Raw genomic sequence first — 20,108 nt, 5'->3', positions numbered from 1 at the left:
ATTTTGCCCCGAATTTAAAATTTAACAGTTAGAGAAAAAGTCAGCTGGTTTAAATTTTAGAATAAAGGTTACAAATAAAAAGATAACTCATAATTATTAAATCTTATGAAGAATAAATTACTTCCATTATTTTTTATCCTAGCTAGTTATTCAGCTTATTCCCAGGTGGGTATTGGAACTACGATGCCAAATCCTTCTACTCAATTAGAAGTTGTGGCAAATGATAAAGGTATATTGATTCCTAGAATTCCACTAAAGAATTCAACAGATGCTAGTACAATTGCAAATGGCAATGTAAATAGTTTATTAGTATTTAATACTGCCACAGCTGCAGATATTAAACCAGGATATTACTATTGGTATGATAACAAATGGAATAGAATTGTTATTGCCGGTGAAGTTGAATCTAACAAAGGAACTGTTATTTATAATGCAGTAACAAAAGAGTTTGTGTTTGTAGATGATTCAGGCGCTAATCAACCGTTGGATTTTGGAAGTTCCGTAAAAAAACACGAAACAATTACAACTTTAACCAACAATAATGATGGTACATATACTTACCTAAATGAGACAGGAGAAAATCCAGTAACCATTAATGTAGTAGGCGATGTTGCAAGTAATTTTGAAACAATCATAAACAATCCTGCGGTAACGAATGTTTTGAACACTTTTGTTACTAAGTCTGAAGGTACAGTATCGTTTAATTCTACAACTAACGAATTTACATTTACAGATGCATCAGGAGTTACACAAACAGTGAACATCAGTGAAATTGTAAAAGGAAACGAAACGATTACAACATTAGTAAAAAATGCGGCTAATGACGGAAAGTATGTTTATAAAAATGAAGATAGTGCAGAGACAGCAATCGATGTTGTAGCCGATGTAATCAATAACTCTAGCACAATCTTAAGCGATCCTAAGTTTGTAACTGAGCTGACTCAATTTGTAGATGCAAAAGAAACTGTTACTACAATAACAAACAATAATAACGGAAGCTATACTTATGCAAATGAGGCAGGAGACAATGTTACTATTAATGTAGTAGGTGATGTTGCAAGTAATTTTGAAACCATCATAAACAATCCGGCAGTAACGAATGTTCTAAACAATTTTGTTACTAAGTCTGAAGGTACAGTGTCGTTCAATTCTACGACTAACGAATTTACGTATACAGATGCATCAGGAGTTACACAAACAGTGAACATCAGTGAAATCGTAAAAGGAAACGAAACGATTACAACATTAGTAAAAAATGCTGCTAATGATGGAAAGTATGTTTATAAAAATGAAGATAGTGCAGAGACAGCAATCGATGTTGTAGCCGATGTAATCAATAACTCTAGCACAATCTTAAGCGATCCTAAGTTTGTAACTGAGCTGACTCAATTTGTAGATGCAAAAGAAACTGTTACTACAATAACAAACAATAATAACGGAAGCTATACTTATGCAAATGAGGCAGGAGACAATGTTACTATTAATGTACTAGGTGATGTTGCAAGTAATTTTGAAACCATCATAAACAATCCAGCAGTAACGAATGTTTTGAACAATTTTGTTACTAAGTCTGAAGGTACAGTGTCGTTTAATTCTACAACCAACGAATTTACATATACAGATGCATCAGGAGTTACACAAACAGTGAACATCAGTGAAATTGTAAAAGGAAACGAAACGATTACAACATTAGTAAAAAATGCTGCTAATGACGGAAAGTATGTTTATAAAAATGAAGATAGTGCAGAGACAGCAATTGATGTTGTAGCGGATGTAATCAACAATGCAAGCACAATCTTAAGCGATCCTAAATTTGTAACTGAGCTGACTCAATTTGTAGATGCAAAAGAAACTGTTACTACAATAACAAATAATAATAACGGAAGTTATACTTATGCAAATGAGGCAGGAGACAATGTTACTATTAATGTACTAGGTGATGTTGCAAGTAATTTTGAAACCATCATAAACAATCCGGCAGTAACGAATGTTCTAAACAATTTTGTTACTAAGTCAGAAGGTACAGTATCGTTCAATTCTACAACTAATGAATTTACATATACAGATGGATCAGGAGTTACACAAACAGTGAACATCAGTGAAATTGTAAAAGGAAACGAAACTTTGACATCACTTGCTTATGATGCTACAGGAAAAACATTAACCTATCAGCCGGAAAGCGGAGCTGCAACAGTAATTAAACTTGTTGATATGGTTGGAGATGCAGAAACGCTAACAACATTAGATAAAAATGCTGCAAACGACGGAAAGTATGTTTATAAGAGCGAAAATGATACACAAACTACAATTGATGTAGTAGCAGATGTAATCAACAATGCAAGTACAATCTTAAGCGATCCTAAGTTTGTAACTGAGCTGACTCAATTTGTAGATGCAAAAGAAACTGTTACTACAATAACAAACAATAATAACGGAAGTTATACTTATGCAAATGAGGCAGGTGACAATGTTACTATTAATGTAGTAGGTGATGTTGCAAGTAATTTTGAAACCATCATAAACAATCCAGCAGTAACGAATGTTTTGAACAATTTTGTTACTAAGTCTGAAGGTACAGTATCGTTTAATTCTACAACCAACGAATTTACATATACAGATGCATCAGGAGTTACACAAACAGTGAACATCAGTGAAATTGTAAAAGGAAACGAAACGATTACAACATTAGTAAAAAATGCTGCTAATGACGGAAAGTATGTTTATAAAAATGAAGATAGTGCAGAGACAGCAATCGATGTTGTAGCAGATGTAATCAATAACTCAAGCACAATCTTAAGCGATCCTAAGTTTGTAACTGAGCTGACTCAATTTGTAGATGCAAAAGAAACTGTTACTACAATAACAAACAATAATAACGGAAGTTATACTTATGCAAATGAGGCAGGAGACAATGTTACTATTAATGTAGTAGGCGATGTTGCAAGTAATTTTGAAACCATCATAAACAATCCAGCAGTAACGAATGTTCTAAATAATTTTGTTACTAAGTCAGAAGGTACAGTATCGTTTAATTCTACAACTAACGAATTTACATATGCAGATGCATCGGGAGTTACACAAACAGTGAACATCAGTGAAATTGTAAAAGGAAACGAAACATTGACATCACTTGCTTATGATGCGACAGGAAAAACATTAACCTATCAGCCGGAAAGCGGAGCTGCAACCGTAATTAAACTTGTTGATATGGTTGGAGATGCAGAAACGCTGACAACATTAGATAAAAATGCTGCCAACGACGGTAAATATGTTTATAAGAGTGAAAATGATACACAAACTACAATCGATGTTGTAGCAGATGTAATCAACAATGCAAGCACAATTATAAACGATTCTAAGTTCGCAACAGAACTTACACAATTCGTAGGTTCAAACGAAACATTGACATCACTTGCGTATGATGCAACAGGAAAAACATTAACCTATCAGCCGGAAAGCGGAGCTGCAACAGTGATTAAACTTGTTGATTTAGTAGGAGATGCAGAAACGCTGACAACATTAGATAAAAATGCTGCCAACGACGGTAAATATGTTTATAAGAGTGAAAATGATACACAAACTACAATCGATGTTGTAGCGGATGTAATCAACAATGCAAGCACAATTATAAACGATTCTAAGTTCGCAACAGAACTTACACAATTTGTAGGTTCAAACGAAACATTGACATCACTTGCTTATGATGCAACAGGAAAAACATTAACCTTTCAGCCAGAAAGCGGAGCTGCAACCGTAATTAAACTTGTTGATATGGTTGGAGATGCAGAAACACTGACAACATTAGATAAAAATGCTGCCAACGACGGTAAATATGTTTATAAGAGTGAAAATGATACACAAACTACAATCGATGTTGTAGCGGATGTAATCAACAATGCAAGCACAATTATAAACGATTCTAAGTTCGCAACAGAACTTACACAATTCGTAGGATCAAACGAAACATTGACATCACTTGCTTATGATGCTGCAGGAAAAAAATTAAGCTACCAAGCCGAAAGTGGTCCAGCAACAGTAATTAATCTTGTTGATATGGTAGGAGATGCGCAAACTCTGACGTCACTTGCTGTAAATGGTACAACTGGTACATTAGATTATAAAGATGAGAATAATTTTGTAACATCAGTTAATTTGAGCGCTGCCGTAAAAGAGCCTTGGTTTAGTTCAACTACAAAAGCGGGAGCAACTACAAATACAGAGAATATTTATACACAAGGCTGGGTAGGTATCGGGTTTGATACTCCATCTGGTAAAGCGGGTGAAAAACTGAGAATAAATGGTTCTATTACAACAGTTAATAGTACATATGCCGATTACGTTTTTGAAGATTACTTCCAAGGATACTCTGATATTAAAGCAGATTATAAATTTAAAGGATTAGCAGAAATCGAGCAGTATATTAAAACTCATAAGCACCTTCCTGGGATTACGCCGATCAACGAATTGGAAAGAACTTCTGAAGGATATTCATTCAATATGTCTGAATTATCAATCCAATTATTGGAAAAAACAGAAGAGATCTACTTGCATATAATTGAGCAAAACAATGCAATTATTGCAAAAGACAAAGAGATTGCAAAAATGAACGAGCGTTTGGAAAGATTAGAAAAATTAATCGAAGAAAACACAACTTCAAGCAATCCAGCTCCTGTGAGTTCAAACTAAAACAAAGAATAAACACCTCTTTTATGAATAGAATAACTGAGGTGTTTTATATCGTTTTTAGTATAATTTGTCACATTTAAGATTAACACTTTAAATTAAAAAGTATGACCAAAGTTATTTTTAAAATAGCTGCTACAGTATTATTTTTTATTATTGGTAAACTTAGCGCACAAACCACAAATATAGGAGAAATGTCAATTTTGCCGGGAACTGAGCTTGCTACAGTGGCAGATTTTGATAACAAACCAACAGGAGATTTTATCAATGATGGACAATTTACGATTTATTCAAGCTATAATAATGACGGATTAGTAACCTTTAATCCAAAAGAAACTTCTGGATTAACTTATTTTAAAGGTTCGGCTGGAGCTCAGGTCATTTCGGGCAGTGAGTTAAGTGAATTCAATAATGTTAGGTTTGAAAATCGAATGGTTCAGCCTGCGTTTTTATTGTCGACAGAAATTAGTATTCATGGCGTTTCTGATTTTTACAAAGGAGTAGTTTCTAATAAAGATTCTGGAGGGATAGTCATTTTTGAAGCAAATGCAGTTCATAAAAACACAAATGATGATAGTTATGTTGATGGTTATGTGGACTATATTGGGAAAAATGAATTTCAATTTCCCATAGGAGATGGAGGTTATTTCAGGCCATCTGCTTTCAGTCAAAACAGCATTTCCAAAGACTTCTTTAAAAGTAAATATGTTTTCGAAAATTCAAACGAATTGCGTCCTCGTATGCAAAAAGAGGAGTTGATAACTTTGATTAATCCCAATGAATATTGGAAGGTTGAAAGTAATCAAGCTGTAATAGATTTAGCTTTAACATTAAAATGGAGCAATAATACAACACCAAACGAATTAACCAGAGAAGATTCTGGATATACGCTGGCTATTGTAAACTGGGATGAAGCACAAGCAAAATGGGTGCACTATACATCTGCCGTTGATAATCAAAACGAAACTGTTACCGCAGCCATAAATAAAACAGGAATTTTTACACTTGGAAAAGTAAAAACCACAGTTGCAACAACTGATGTAATTGTTTATAACGCAATATCGCCTAATGGAGACGGAAAAAATGATTATTTCAACATTGAAGGACTGGAAAATTTCCCTGATAACTCTGTACAAATCTTTAATCGTTATGGAGTAAAAGTATTCGAAACTACAAATTACGGCGCCAATGGCAATTGGTTTAGAGGAATATCTGAAGGAAGAGTTACCACAGCTAAAAATGAAGGGCTGCCAACAGGAACTTATTTTTATGTCCTTAAATATAAAACCAACAATGGTGACTACAAAGACAAAGCAGGATATTTATATATCAACAACAATTAATCATTGTTGGTTTTAATACTTTAAAAATATAAATACGCCTTTGATTTATAAAGGGTTGTGTCTTTATGTATTGATTTTATGATTTTAAATGGCAGTTTCAAAGAACACAGCCACAGTAAATTTGCCCATATTTAAATCCGTATTAAGCTAGAGAACTATAAGATAATTCTAGATAGGATTAAATAGAATGAGCAAAGTATGAATTATTTAAATATTTTTATATGATACAAAATGTTAACAAAAGCAATGCAATTGGATTTTGTTTTTTTATACTCTTTACTCTTTTGTTATCGTTTCCTGCAAAGATTACAGCTCAGGAACAGCAAATGGCACGTATAACAAGTGATTTAACAATGCAGGCTGAAAACAGTGTATTTGTGCCATTAGTTGGAGGTACGAAAGTAGTTGCTGTTAATGCTGATGAAGGTGTGAGTACAGCATTGCCTATAGGTTTTACGTTCAATACTGGTCGTGAGGATCATACAACCTTTTATGCTAGTTCAAACGGTCATATTACGTTTAAGGCTGGTGTTACAAAGGCATTTACCGTTGCACCAACAGGAAATGCGCTTGTTTTAGCTCCCTTAGCAGCGGATTTAAGCGGGGTGGGAGGAACTTTTTCCTATCAAACGAGTGGTGCTGCACCTAATCGAGTGCTTACGGCAGAATGGAAAAGCTGGAAATGGAGTTACAATAGTAACCCTAATGTAATAAGCTTTCAAGTAAAATTGTACGAAGGGACTAATAATATTGAGTATATATATGAGCAAGGTGCAAATCTTCCTAATCTTCCTGTTGCTGCTATTGGACTTTATTTTGGTAAAGAAGATATATATGGCGAAACAGCGGCACAATTATGGCTCACAGATCCGGGAACAAATCCAGGAACATCACAAACCTTTGTAAAGCCTATTATTTCTCGTCCAGCAAGCGGACAGTTGTATCGTTTTATAAATAAAAGTACCATTATAGGTTATTATGGACAAACAGTTATTAATGCTCCTGGAGGCAAAAATGCCAGCGATGGTATTAGACTTAATATTTCTGGAGCAGGGAATATGCAGATCATGAGAAAGAATACTTACCAAATTTATAGTTCTGCTAAAAGTTTAATAGAAGGTACAACAAAACCATTTGATATACCTGGAAGTACACATGGTTTGGCGCTTTCTATTGGCAGGGATATTTTCAAAAGTGGTACTTTGAGTCCTACAGGATCTGTAGGGGATAAAAGCCTTGTTCCTATTACAAGTACACAGCAGTCGCTTATAGAATCACCTCCCGGACATTTTGAGAATACCATTAAAATGAAGGCAGAAAAAAATGGATTGACCTATTTACTGGATGTAAAATATACTTATAATTATCCTGAACCATCTGTTACTATTGATTACATAGTTACCATACCACCTGGTAACACTGATAAAGTGCAATTGGCGCACGGATGGGATACCTATTTAAGTGGTGGAGATAATGGGCCAGGATTTGTTAGAGGAACGGCTCCGAATTATGTAATGGGTGTGTTTAAACAAGCATCGTCTTCGTATGAAGCCTTTCAATACAAAAGCGGTGTAGCATGGTCAGGATATTTTTCCGCAGCTTATACTCTTCTTAATGGCAATTTGAATAGATCGACAGCTGCTTATATGGCTTTTGGTAATTTGATTAATCCTGCTGCTGGTACTGATAATGGTATTGGTATTTCGATAGATTTTGGTACAACTCCTGGTACTTTTAATAGTGAAAATGCTCTAATTTTTGCCTGTGAAGCAGGGGACGATGCACCAGTTTTGAGCACTGCAACCGCTAAACCCTGTTTAGGAACTACATTTGATTTAAACAGTTATTTAACTTCGCAGCCTCCTTTGGGCGTAGAGATACAATGGAAAAATGGGTCAGGAGTATTAGTTGCAGATCCTACAAATGTGAGTACAGCGGGATTATATACAGTATCATTTTATTCAGAGCTTTACGGTTGTTCTTCTCCAAGTGCAAGTCTTACCGTTTCGTTTGATGCATCTTGCGCCGTTTGTTATAAACCTGCCGTTACTACAGGAACAGTACTTCCTATTAAAACAATTATATCAACATTGGACAGAGTTGATACGCCTCGTAATTATGCCGATTCAAGAACAGGAAGTTTAATATTAGAATCAAAAGAAAAAGGTTTAGTATTAACGAGAATAGCCTCTCCAGAAACTGCAATTACATCTCCTGTAGAAGGAATGATTGTTTACGATACCGTAAACAAAGTTATTAAACTATACAATGGCACATCTTGGAAAGCAATGTCACAACAAACTTGTCCAGATTAAAAAATAGATTTTGATTCTTAAGAATAATAAAGAAAAATAATTATGAAAAAAATCAAGTATATAATCGGTGCGTTTTTGATAGGATTAACCGTAAATGCGCAGGCCGTTATTGGAAAAACAACGCCGCAAGGTTCAGGAATAGTTGATTTCAATGTGGGCGATAAAGCAGGTATTGTATTGCCATGGGTAACAACATTACCAACTGGTAAAGCCTTAACAGGCGGTGTAATGTTGTTTGATGCCAACCTAAAAAAAGTCGTTTATTATAATGATACAGCATGGGTTGATTTATCAAAACGCGCAGGAGCAGTCGATTTGTCTATACAAGCGTCAGTGCCCGAAGCAGCAACAAAAGGAACCGTTATTGGAGCAGAAAGCAGCAGTGTTGACGGAGTTCTAGTTTTAGAATCGGCAGATAAAGCTTTGATTCTGCCTAGAATAGTTTCGCCGCATCTTAATATTGTAAAACCAATGACGGGCACTATTTGTTATGATACCGTAAAAAAGATGGTTTGCATCTATAATGGAACCGAATGGACATTCTGGAAATAGAAAAGAATAAAATTATATAGCACTTGTTGTAATTTTTGCACTATAATTTTATCCATAAAAAAGTCAATTTAAATAGTAAAAATTCCCCTAATCTTAGGGGAATTTTTTGTTATATGAATTCTGAATATACAAGTGAATTTCAGTAATTTAATGAAGATTAAAGCACAATCTTCTTTTTTGTTTTATCTAAAGTAACCTAATACAGTATTGTCTTGTAAGACAATACTTTTTTTTTGGAAAAATGCGGCATCTTTATATTTTCCATTTCTTCATCAACTAACATTTAGAATATCAAATGTTAATACAATGTTTTATAATCAGGTTGTTTTATTAATATAACCGTAACCTTGTCGACCTACCCTCGTTTCTAATTTTACAGACATATTATAAAACAAAATACTGTAGTATATGTCATTTTTAAAAATTGGAATACTTCTCCAAAAAACAATTCAGTTTAGCGTCTGTAGAAACCATTTTTATTTGGCTGATAATGCAAAAACGAATGGTTATGTATAAAAAGTTTACTGATGAAGAACTTGTTGATTTATTGAAACAAGGAAAAGACAAAGCGTTTGATGAATTGTATTTTCGATATCGCGATTTACTGGTTCGGTTTGTTTATATCAGAATGAAATCAATCCCTATTTCAGAAGAAATCGTTCAAGAAGTTTTTACCACTATTTGGGAGCGTCGCAAAACCTTATTGATTCAAAAGAAATTTGCAGCATATATCTATACTTCAGTTCGATACATGACTTTAGATTATATAAAATCGCATACTATAACAGATCAATATATAAAAGAAGTTGTAGACAGCAGTGCCAATTTGTACAACAGTAACAATACAACTGAAGATTCGATTTACTACGACGAATTACAGCAAGCAGTAGATAAAGCCGCAGCACTGCTTCCAAAAAAATCTAAAGAAGTTTTTATTCTAAGCCGAATAAAAAACTATTCCAACAAAGAAATTGCCGACGAACTCAACGTGTCGATTGATACCGTAAAATATCATATTACGTATGCATTGAAATTCATGCGTTCCTATTTAGGAGAGTTCAACTGAAGATTTTCTAACCATTAACAAACTTAGATTTTCTTAACAGAAGCGTAACCTAAAGCGCCTACCCGAAATTTCTATTTCAAAGACATACTATTAAAGAGACAAAGACATTATAATGCCTGAAAAATTACATCAAGATATAAAACAGTTTTTAAAAGGAAAACCATCTATAAAAGGAGAGGAATTATGGAACAATTGGTACGACCATCCAGAGAATTTATCTGAAGAAAATGAACTTATTGTATCAGATCGTTCTAAGTTAAAAAGAGAATTAAGACAAATTAAGAAAACGCCAAAAGTAATTTCACTTCAAAATAGAAACTGGGCAATTGCAGCGTCATTAACCTTATTAATAAGTATATCTAGTTTTTTTTATTACACCTCAAAATCAAACGGAGAAACCAAACAATATGCTACAAAGTTGGGTGAACGTGCTAAAATAACTTTGGCAGACGGAACTCAAATATGGCTGAATGCAGGAAGTCTCTTAAAATATCCAACAGAATTTAATGGAGACACACGTGAAGTTTACTTAACAGGCGAAGCTTTTTTTGATGTAGCAAAAGACAAAGAACATCCATTTATAATTCATACTAATAAAATGGATACAAAAGTACTCGGAACCAGTTTCAATGTTCAAGCATATCCAGATCACACTACGCAGGAAGTTGCAGTTTTAACCGGAAGAGTAAATGTGAAATCGACCATTACAGATGAAAATGTTTATGTAACTCCAGGACAAAAAGGGATTTTTAAATCAAAAAGCAACAAACTGCAAGCTTTTAAAGATGTGCCCGTAAATACGATTTCGTTATGGCGAAAAAACATAATGGTTTTTGAAGAAACGCCTTTACCTGAAGTTATTGCAACCATAAATAGGAATTATAATATTCCGATAGAAGTTAAAAACAAGAATCTAAATACACTTAAGATAAACGGTTATTTCAAAGAGCTTTCAGCAAATGAAGTAATGGCATTAGTGTGCAATATTATAAATGCCGAATACAAAGTAGAATCTGGAGTATATAAGATCGAATAAAAAGAAAATGTCTGACTAATAATCAGATTTAAAAATAAACTACGTAGAAACAAAAAATCCAAAAACAACTAAAACAACAAGTCATGAATGAAAAACGAATGCGATGCGTCGTAAAGTTTCAAAGTATTATAAAAACCGCTTGGTTAAAAGCAATCCTGCTTATTGCCTTGTTTTTTGCAGGTTTTACAGCAAATGCAGACAATAACAATACAAATAAAAGAGTAACATTAAAGGTAGAAAATGAAAGTATAAAAAATGTTTTTCAAAAAATTGAAAATCAAGTCGATGTACATTTTATGTACGAAAGCAATCAAATTAATACCAATCAAAAAATTAGTTTAAAACTTTCTAATGTTACACTAGAGCAAGCATTAGATAAAATCTGCAGTAATTTTTTACTTAGATATGAAATTGTAAACAACAATATTGTTATCAAGAAAACACAAAAAACGGCAGCTGTAGATCAAAATAAAATTATTGTTTCTGGAACAGTTTTCAGCGGAGACGATAATATGCCATTACCGGGTGTGGGAATTAAAGATAAAAATTCAAGTGCAGCAGCAACAACAGATTTTGACGGAACTTTTAAAATGGAAATTAATGCAGCTGAAGCTTTATTAGTCTTTTCATACGTTGGTTACATCAATAAAGAAGTTAAAGTAACCAAAAGTGAAACCATTATAGTAAAATTAGCGGCTGATGTAAAACAGCTTCAGGAAGTAGTTGTAATGGGATATGGAAGTGTTAAAAAGAAAGAAGTTCTTGGAGCAGTAGGCTCAGTTTCGATGAAAGAAACTTCAAGCAGAACGTACAATAATGCTGCTGAATTATTACAAGGAACTGTTGCCGGTGTTACCGTTATTAATGATGGAGGTGATCCAACAGCTTCACCAACAATTAATATTCGTGGAATTGGTTCTTTGAACGCTGAAACTCCTTTAATTGTTTTGGACGGAATTATTTACAGCGGATCATTAAATACGTTAAATCCAAATGATATTGCTTCGATCAGTGTTTTGAAAGATGCCGCTTCGGCAGCGATTTATGGTGCAAGAGCATCTGGAGGTGTAATCTTAATTACCTCTAAAAAAGGAATTTCAGATCGTATTAATGTGAATGTAAATTATCAGGGAGGTTTTCAGAATGTGGCTAAAAAACTGGACGTTTTAAATGCTGCAGAATATGCAGATGCTATGAATACTGCTAGAGATAATGCTGGTTTACCTAGAATTCCTGCTTTTGATCCTGCTTTTGAACCAACAGCAAGGACGACAAAAACAAACTGGATGGACGAAATTTTCCGTACAGGAGAAATTCAAGATCTGTCACTTTCTATCAATGGAAAAACAGAAAAATCAAATTTCTTTCTTTCAGGAAGTTATAGAAAAAATGAAGGTGTTTTACTAAATACCTACGGAGAACGTTATACTGTTAGAGCAAATACATCTTTTAAACTGGCGGATAATTTTACAATTGGAGAAAATTTATCCTATTCATTAACAGATGGGCAAACGGCTAATACAGCAAATGCTTATACAGGAGCTATTTTGGCAGCAGTATTTTATCCGCCAAATGCAACGATTTATAGGGAAGACGGTTCTGGACAATTTGGAGGAGTTCCAGAAAAATATATTGGTTCTTACGGAGACGTTATAAACCCTGTAGCTTATTTAAAAAGACTAGACAACAGAAATCCTGTTTCTACAATTTTGATAAATCCTTATGCAGAATGGGAAATTGTACCAGGTTTAAAAGTTAAATCGAATTGGGGTTATACTAGAATTCAAGATAACGCAACTGATTTTTCGACAAAAATTACAGAACCAGGAAAGATCTTCGACTTTAACCGTTTGACAAAAAAAGCAGCTACGACAACTGATTTACTAAGTGAGCAAACTGTTTCTTACGAAAAATCATTTGGAAAACACAATCTTAAAGCTTTAGCAGGATATACGTATCAAGAAACAAAAAGAGATTTTTATACCGTTGAAGGAACAGGTTTTGACAGCGAAGATCCATCACAACGTTATTTGCTAAATGCAAAATTAATTCAACAAACGGGAGCAGGTTTATCTGATGAAATTATCTCATCTTATGTGGGAAGGATTAATTACGACTTCAATCAAAAATACTTAATCTCAGGAATCGTTCGTCGTGACGGAACTTCAAAACTATTATCAGAAAACCGTTGGAAAGTATATCCGTCAGTTTCTGCAGGATGGTTAATATCTGAAGAAGGATTTATGAAAGGTATCAGTTCAACTGTGAGCAACTTAAAATTACGTGCAAGCTGGGGACAAATTGGAAATTTAGGAAACCTTGGACCATATCAGTTTAGTGTGCCTTTAACGCAGACTCAAGCTTTAATAGGAGCAACTCCAACTATTAATTACGGTTATGCCGAAAGCGAATTATCAAACCCAAATTTAAGATGGGAAAGCTCAGAGCAAACCAACTTAGGTTTAGATTTCACCATGTTCAATAATACCTTATTAGGATCTGTTGATGCTTACGTAAAAACAAACAAAGACATGTTAGTTCGCGATCAGCTGCCGGGTGTTTCAGGAACTCCGTTAGGAAGAATTGTAAACTCTGGAGATGTTGAAAACAAAGGTATCGAAGCAAGTTTGACTTATCAAAAAACAAGAGGAGAATTTAAATTTGATATTACAGCAAATGCAGCATTTTTAAGTAATAAAATTGTTTCTATTAAAGATGATTTAACTTCTCTGGAACCTTTAAACTTAAGCCGAGTTCGTAGTTTGCCTTTGGCGAATATTTATCAAGTAGGAAGTCCGGTTGGTGCATTTTACGGATATGCTACGGACGGATTATTTCAAAGTAATGCCGAAGCAAAAGCGTATGTAAATTCTAACAATGTTGCTTATCAGCCAAATGCTGTTGCCGGCGATATGAAATTTAAAGATGTAAACGGCGACGGAGTAATTAATAACAGCGATAGAGTAGTGCTTGGAAGTCCGTTTCCTAAAACTACTTTCAGTTTAAACACCAACTTTAGATATAAAGGTTTCGATATGAATATCTTTTTAAGCGGAGCTGCCGGAAATAGTGTTTTCAATGCTGTAAAACATACAGGTTTAAACGGTTCTTTCCCAGGTTACAATTTATTAGCGGAATCTAAAAATGCTTGGTCACCAACTAATACAGACACCAATATACCAGTATTGTCATCGACAGACAATAACAATAATTTCGGTCGTATTTCTGATTTTTATGTTGAAGATGCTTCTTTCTTAAGACTAAGAAACCTTTCTATTGGTTATACAATCAAAGAAAATTGGTTAAACGGAAAAGCTAAACTAAGATTCTTTGTTTCAGGACAAAACTTATTTACAATTACAAACTATTCAGGAATGGATCCAGAAGTTGGACTTAGAAATTTCGGAATGGACTTAGGGAAATATCCACTTTCTCGAATTTACATGACTGGTCTAAACGCTACTTTTTAAAAAAAATAAAAATAACAAAATGAAAAATTTAAGTCTTTTATTATTAAGTTTTGTGCTGCTAGTAAGCACTTCAGCTTGCGAAAGCGAACTTGATCTTGTACCGCAAGGAGCACCGTCAAGCGGAAATTTTTGGAAAACTCCGGCAGATGCAAAAGCGGGTGTAAATGCGATTTACGATTTGTATTCTAATGATAATATGTACGGTCGTGGTTTTTTCTGGCTTAACAATGCCAGTGATGATATAGGAACAAAACCAAGACAAAACGCAGAACGTATAAAAAACTTTATTGTTGATGGAGCGGAATCTGACACAAAAGATATCTGGAGACTGCATTATGAAGTTATGAAACGTTGTAACGATGTAATTCGTAATATTCCGAATATTGCTTTGGATGAGAAAACAAAAAACGGAATGTTGGGTGAAGCTTATTTCAATCATGCCGTAATGCATTTAGAATTGGCTTATCATTACGGAGATGATCGTGCAGGAATACCAATTCAGGACCGAGAAAATCCAACGAACGTATATGTGCCGCGCGCTAAAAATGTAGCCGAAAACTACGCTTACATTGCAGCAGATCTTATAAAAGCGGCAGATTTATTGCCTTATTTTAATGAATTAACACCAGACAATTATGGGCGTGCACACAAAACAGCAGCTTGGGGTTATTTAGTTCGTACGTATTTGTATGCAAAAGATTGGGATAACGCTATAAAATATGCCAATATGATTGTTGCAAGCGGTAAACACAAACTGCTTGATAATTTTGAAGATGTATTTAAAATTAAAAATAACTGGTCTACAGAATATATTTGGTCAGTGACTTCAAGTTCTGAAAATACTTCTTTAGGTTCTATTTTTCCAGGCGTTTGTTTGGAAGATAAAGGATGGGGAGTTTACAATGGATGGGGAAATTTTTATCCAACAAAAGAATTGTTTGATACTTATGTTCCAACAGATAAAAGACGCAGTGCAACTATTTTACAAAAAGGAGATAAATTCACTTATTTTGGAGAAGTAGTTACTTTTAATGAAGGAAAAAACATTGTAAGTTCTAGTAACAGAACTGGTTATCAGTTTAAAAAATATATGGAGCCGTTTAGTTATCCAAAAACGACATCGGGCGGAATTGATATTCGTTATGTAAATGCAAATGGAGATAAACCTTCAACGGCACTTAACGTTCCGCTTTTACGATATGCAGATGTACTTTTAATGCTTGCAGAAGCCAAATTAATGAAAGGTCAAAATGCAGATACAGAAATCAATTTGATTCGTCATCGTGCGGGACTTGGAGATATCGCTGGAGCTACAATGGTTGACTTAAAAAGGGAAAGACGTTGTGAATTAGCCGGAGAATGGACAGATCGTCATTTCGATTTAGTACGTTGGGGCGATGCAAAAGAAACTTATGCAAAACCGCTGCACCATTATAACGGAAGTGTAATTTATCCTGCACGTAATTTTAATCCTGCGATACACCATGTTTGGCCAATACCGCCAGATGAAATCGCAGTAAGTAAAGGAGCACTGACCCAAAATCAAGGCTGGTAATTAGTAGTTTCATTTTGATTAGTTTTTTTTTACACTGCAGGCTTGTTGTGTAGTCTGCAGTTTGTAAAAAAGTACAATCAAATTTTAAATAGTGTAAACCAGTCTTTTCCCAAAGAGACTGGTTTGTATTTAAGTAAAACTTGTTATTCCCAGGAGATATAAAAAATGCGCTTTCAAATTACAACAACTTAATTTCTAATAAAGTTACCTACGACTTTAAAGGAATAAAAACATTTTCAATGAAAAAAATATTCACCCTTTTTTGCCTTTCCTTTTTCCTCTTTGCTCAAGCACAGGAATACAGTTCATCAAACATACATTCGCATAATGATTATGCCGGCGCACTGCCATTTTATGGAGCGTATTCTAACGAAACCGGTGTTATTGAAGCCGATGTTTTTTTAGTAAACAATGAACTCTTTGTATCGCATACTTCAAAAGAAATTGTGATGCACAATACCCTTAAAAGTTTATATCTAGAACCGTTATCTTCAAAATTAAAAAGTTTAGAAGGGAAAGTTTATCAAAGCGGTATGCCATTAATTTTAATGATCGATATAAAATCTGATGCCGATTCGACTTTAAAATTAATCGTGCAGCAATTAAAGGCTTTTCCAGAAATCATTTCAAATAAAAATATAAAAGTCGTAATTTCAGGAAACCGACCGCTGCCATCACAATATGCCAATTATCCAGAGTTTATTTATTTTGACGGTAGACTGAATGAAAATTATACTGCCGAACAATTGGCACGTGTAGAAATGATCAGTGAAGATTTGAAAGAGTTCACAGTTTGGAATGGAAAAGGTGTTTTGACACAAGATGATTTAGAAAAAATTCAGTCAACAATAAAAAAAGTACACAGCCAAAATAAAAAAATAAGATTCTGGGGAACACAGGACAATGTAAATACTTGGATGACTTTAATGAATTTAAAAGTTGATTTTATTGGTACAGATAATGTTTCAGAATTGACGCATTTTATCAATAACATTAAATCAACATTTTATCAAAATACGGAATTTCACCAAGCTTACGTTCCTAAAAACACTTCGGCTTTTACTAAAAAGAAACCCAAAAACGTGATTCTTTTAATTGGTGACGGAATGGGTTTGACGCAAATTTATGCAGGTTATACAGCGAATAAAGGGCAGTTAAGTCTTTTTAATATTCCAATACAAGGGCTTTCTATCACCAAAGCTTCAAATAGTTACATTACAGATTCGGCTGCAGGAGCAACTGCAATGGCAACGGGACATAAAACCAATAATAGATTTATAAGTGTTGATGAAAACGGAAAACCATTAGAATTAATCACACAGCAATTAGCAGCGAGAAATTATAAAACGGCTGTTATCTCTGCAGGAAATATTACAGATGCAACGCCGGCAGCATTTTATGCACATCAGCCAGAAAGAAGTTACAACGAACCTATTGCAAATGATTTCTTAGCAAATCCTTCAGATATTTTAATTGGAGGCGGCAAAAATGAATTTAAATCTAGAAAGGATGGAAAAGATTTATCTAAAATATTGACTGAAAGAGGATATACTTTTTTAGATAAATTCAACAGTTTAGATACAATTAAAAACAGCAAATTTATTGTTTTAGATGATGCTGCAGTAGTTTCTATGAAAGACGGACGTGGAGATTTCCTGACTAAATCTTTTGCAAAAGCTACAAGTACGTTATTAAAATCAAAAAATCCATTTTTTATAATGGCAGAAGGTGCACAGATTGATTACGGTGGACACAGAAACAATGTAGAATATGTAGTTCGCGAAATGCTTGATTTTGATAAATTAGTAGGGCAGGCAATGGAATTTGTAGATAATAATCCCGAAACATTATTAATTGTAACAGCTGATCATGAAACCGGCGGACTTTCGTTAATCGACGGAAGTATTGAGAAAGGTTATGTGCATGGAAGTTTCAGTACAAATGATCATACAGCAGTTCCGGTTCCAGTTTTTGCATACGGTGCAGGAGCACAAAATTTTATGGGTGTTTATCAAAATACCGAAATTTACAGCCGAATTATAAAAGCGCTAAGTATCAAATAGATGTTGCTAACTTCGTTTTGAATAGTTTAATAAAAAATAAAACCAGTGAATTTTACGTCACTGGTTTTTGTTTTTTTATTGATAGAGATAAGGTCAATTTTATCTTCAAATAATATCTAATTAGTATTGAATTAAAAAATAACTGGTTTCCATTCCAAATTCGTCATTTTGTTTAAAAACTTCCTTGAATCCGCTTTTTAATAATACTTTTTCTGACGCTGTGTTTGCCGGATCTATAGATGCGTAAATTGTTTTAAGTTTTAAAGTTTCAAAGCCATATTTAATAATCGCATCTGCCAGTTCTGTAGCTAAACCAAGTCCCCAATATTCTTTCATTAAAGCGTAAACCAGTTCATTATCATTTACATCTTCTGAATGGACTAAGCCACAGTAGCCAATAAATTGATTATTATCCTTAAAAAAGACACCATACATACCAAAACCTTTCGATTTATAATTTGAAATAGATACATCAATCCATTTTTGTGTCTGCTCTATTGACAAAGGTTTGCTGTCTCCTACAAACTTCATTAATTCATTATTACCGCAAATAGAATACAAAGCTTCTAGATCATTTTGCTCAATTTGTTTTATGCAGGTTCTTTTGGTCTCAACAACTATCATTATCTATTTTACTTTAAACTCAATTACTATTTTTAGAGATTGTATATATGTGATTATGGAAAGAAAAACGAAAGTATAAATTTAAAATAAATCTTCAAACATAAGAGGAAGCAGTATTATCCTGTTTTTCTTCCCATAAAATGTTTTCCAAATTAATATTCGAACTAAATAAATCATTTCGATCGTTGAGGTTTTGAAATTGAAATTCTTTCGCCTGCATTTTGGTTTTTATTGCTTCAATATTATTTGGTTCTTTTGTTTCTAATCGTATAAATACAGATTGTGTTTCATAGTTCTCTTTTTGAACAAATTGAAAATGTGTAATTTCATCGTCAGGACCAAGGATGTTACTTATAAAATCCTTCAATATTTCGCTTCGCTGTGGAGATTGAATCATAAAATAATGTACCAAACCGTCATATAATAAAGAGCGTTCTTTTATCTCGGCCTCTTTTTCTATATTTTTTAAACCGCCGTTTATTATACAAACCACGTTTTTTCCTTTTATTTTGTCAGCATAAAAATCTAACGCAGCAATACTTAATACACCTTCATGTTCTATATTCGTATCTTTATTATTGGCTAATTTTAAAATTGTAGAACAGATTTTTCCTTCTGAAATTTTTATCACATCGTCTAGGTTTTCTTTACAGATGTTAGAAGTCAGATCGTCTTGTTTTTTAATAGATGCATTATTTAAATAGGATTTTGGAGCATCAAAAGAAGGATCGTTTTCATTTGTAATTTCAAGTGATGGATTTTCTTGAGTTGTGACTCCAATAATTTTAGTATTCGGACTTAACATTTTAAATGCTGATGAAATTCCTGCTGCTAAACCACTTCCTTCTAAAGGAACAAAAACATAATCAATAGGATTTTGATATTCCTCAAGAATTTCTAGTCCCGCAGTTGCTTGACCAGCGATTACTTTTAAATCGTCAAAAGGATGTATAAAGGCTTTGCGATGTATCGAAGCATCTCCCAAAGCAATCGAATAAGCTTCTTCAAAATAATCGCCGGTTAGGATTATTTTGATGTACTCTTTTCCAAATTTCTGAATTTGTTCTAGTTTTTGTTTAGAGGTATTTTTGGGCAGATATATTTTCCCCATTATTTTTAATAACTCACAGCAATAGGCAACTCCCTGTGCATGATTTCCGTCGCTGGCACAAACAATTCCGCGCTCTTTCTCTGTAATAGATAAAGAATTAATTTTATTATAAACTCCTCTAATTTTAAAAGAACAACCTGCCTGAAGATCTTCACGTTTTAATATAACAACGGCATTATAATGCTTCGAGAGACTTAAGTTTTCTAATAAAGGAGTAGGAACAATTACAGCAGCTAATTGTTTCTGAGCGAGCTGTATTTCTTTAAATAAATTCATCTTGGCGTAGTGTT

At 33.7% G+C, this 20,108-nt stretch carries 11 protein-coding genes; 9 read left to right on the top strand and 2 right to left on the bottom strand.

Annotation, left to right across the window (positions count from 1 at the left end):
* The first annotated feature begins 105 nt into the window (after positions 1-105).
* The 9 genes from B0A81_RS00105 to B0A81_RS00065 all read left to right on the top strand — a co-directional run bounded on the left by B0A81_RS00105 (position 106) and on the right by B0A81_RS00065 (position 18,083).
* Complete coding sequence (locus B0A81_RS00105; RefSeq protein ID WP_123922142.1) at positions 106-4,686, top strand: beta strand repeat-containing protein; 4,581 nt, start codon at positions 106-108, stop codon at positions 4,684-4,686.
* Between the two features lie 104 nt (positions 4,687-4,790).
* Entirely contained in the window at positions 4,791-6,026 is a 1,236-nt protein-coding gene (locus B0A81_RS00100) for a gliding motility-associated C-terminal domain-containing protein (protein WP_089056108.1), read from the top strand.
* A gap of 221 nt (positions 6,027-6,247) precedes the next feature.
* Complete coding sequence (locus B0A81_RS00095) at positions 6,248-8,341, top strand: hypothetical protein (protein ID WP_089056107.1); 2,094 nt, start codon at positions 6,248-6,250, stop codon at positions 8,339-8,341.
* A gap of 42 nt (positions 8,342-8,383) precedes the next feature.
* Entirely contained in the window at positions 8,384-8,893 is a 510-nt protein-coding gene (locus B0A81_RS00090) for a hypothetical protein (RefSeq protein WP_089056106.1), read from the top strand.
* 508 nt (positions 8,894-9,401) lie between these two features.
* Positions 9,402-9,959, top strand: coding sequence for an RNA polymerase sigma-70 factor (locus B0A81_RS00085; RefSeq protein WP_089056159.1), 558 nt, complete (start codon positions 9,402-9,404; stop codon positions 9,957-9,959).
* A 112-nt stretch (positions 9,960-10,071) separates the two neighbouring features.
* On the top strand, positions 10,072-10,995 hold the full coding sequence (locus tag B0A81_RS00080) for a FecR family protein (RefSeq protein WP_089056105.1): 924 nt from the start codon (positions 10,072-10,074) through the stop codon (positions 10,993-10,995).
* A gap of 83 nt (positions 10,996-11,078) precedes the next feature.
* Positions 11,079-14,465 carry a SusC/RagA family TonB-linked outer membrane protein gene (locus B0A81_RS00075; RefSeq protein ID WP_089056104.1) on the top strand — a complete coding sequence of 1,129 codons (3,387 nt, stop codon included), beginning with the start codon at positions 11,079-11,081 and terminating at the stop codon, positions 14,463-14,465.
* Positions 14,466-14,484: 19 nt separating this feature from the next.
* Entirely contained in the window at positions 14,485-16,020 is a 1,536-nt protein-coding gene (locus B0A81_RS00070; protein WP_089056103.1) for a RagB/SusD family nutrient uptake outer membrane protein, read from the top strand.
* Positions 16,021-16,259: 239 nt separating this feature from the next.
* The gene (locus B0A81_RS00065) at positions 16,260-18,083 is read left to right on the top strand and encodes an alkaline phosphatase (protein WP_089056158.1); all 1,824 of its coding nucleotides are present in this window, start codon (positions 16,260-16,262) and stop codon (positions 18,081-18,083) included.
* A gap of 120 nt (positions 18,084-18,203) precedes the next feature.
* Here B0A81_RS00065 and B0A81_RS00060 read toward each other — a convergent pair whose 3' ends face one another.
* Positions 18,204-18,707 carry a GNAT family N-acetyltransferase gene (locus tag B0A81_RS00060; RefSeq protein WP_089056102.1) on the bottom strand — a complete coding sequence of 168 codons (504 nt, stop codon included), beginning with the start codon at positions 18,705-18,707 and terminating at the stop codon, positions 18,204-18,206.
* Between the two features lie 94 nt (positions 18,708-18,801).
* Positions 18,802-20,094, bottom strand: a complete 1,293-nt coding sequence (gene ilvA / locus B0A81_RS00055; RefSeq protein WP_089056157.1) for a threonine ammonia-lyase IlvA — start codon at positions 20,092-20,094, stop codon at positions 18,802-18,804.
* Positions 20,095-20,108: the final 14 nt, after the last annotated feature.

Origin of the sequence: Flavobacterium plurextorum (assembly GCF_002217395.1) — a bacterium.
In the GTDB taxonomy this organism is placed as follows: domain Bacteria; phylum Bacteroidota; class Bacteroidia; order Flavobacteriales; family Flavobacteriaceae; genus Flavobacterium; species Flavobacterium plurextorum.
The sequence above is the reverse complement of the archived record's forward strand: the minus strand, read 5'-3'. Positions and strand labels throughout refer to the sequence as shown.

What these genes read in the sequence shown, in the direction of transcription:
- B0A81_RS00105 (WP_123922142.1), top strand. Translation starts at nt 106, where the DNA reads ATGAAGAATAAATTACTTCCATTATTTTTTATCCTAGCTAGTTATTCA.
- B0A81_RS00100 (WP_089056108.1), top strand. Translation starts at nt 4,791, where the DNA reads ATGACCAAAGTTATTTTTAAAATAGCTGCTACAGTATTATTTTTTATT.
- B0A81_RS00095 (WP_089056107.1), top strand. Translation starts at nt 6,248, where the DNA reads ATGATACAAAATGTTAACAAAAGCAATGCAATTGGATTTTGTTTTTTT.
- B0A81_RS00090 (WP_089056106.1), top strand. Translation starts at nt 8,384, where the DNA reads ATGAAAAAAATCAAGTATATAATCGGTGCGTTTTTGATAGGATTAACC.
- B0A81_RS00085 (WP_089056159.1), top strand. Translation starts at nt 9,402, where the DNA reads ATGTATAAAAAGTTTACTGATGAAGAACTTGTTGATTTATTGAAACAA.
- B0A81_RS00080 (WP_089056105.1), top strand. Translation starts at nt 10,072, where the DNA reads ATGCCTGAAAAATTACATCAAGATATAAAACAGTTTTTAAAAGGAAAA.
- B0A81_RS00075 (WP_089056104.1), top strand. Translation starts at nt 11,079, where the DNA reads ATGAATGAAAAACGAATGCGATGCGTCGTAAAGTTTCAAAGTATTATA.
- B0A81_RS00070 (WP_089056103.1), top strand. Translation starts at nt 14,485, where the DNA reads ATGAAAAATTTAAGTCTTTTATTATTAAGTTTTGTGCTGCTAGTAAGC.
- B0A81_RS00065 (WP_089056158.1), top strand. Translation starts at nt 16,260, where the DNA reads ATGAAAAAAATATTCACCCTTTTTTGCCTTTCCTTTTTCCTCTTTGCT.
- B0A81_RS00060 (WP_089056102.1), bottom strand. Translation starts at nt 18,707, where the DNA reads ATGATAGTTGTTGAGACCAAAAGAACCTGCATAAAACAAATTGAGCAA.
- ilvA (WP_089056157.1), bottom strand. Translation starts at nt 20,094, where the DNA reads ATGAATTTATTTAAAGAAATACAGCTCGCTCAGAAACAATTAGCTGCT.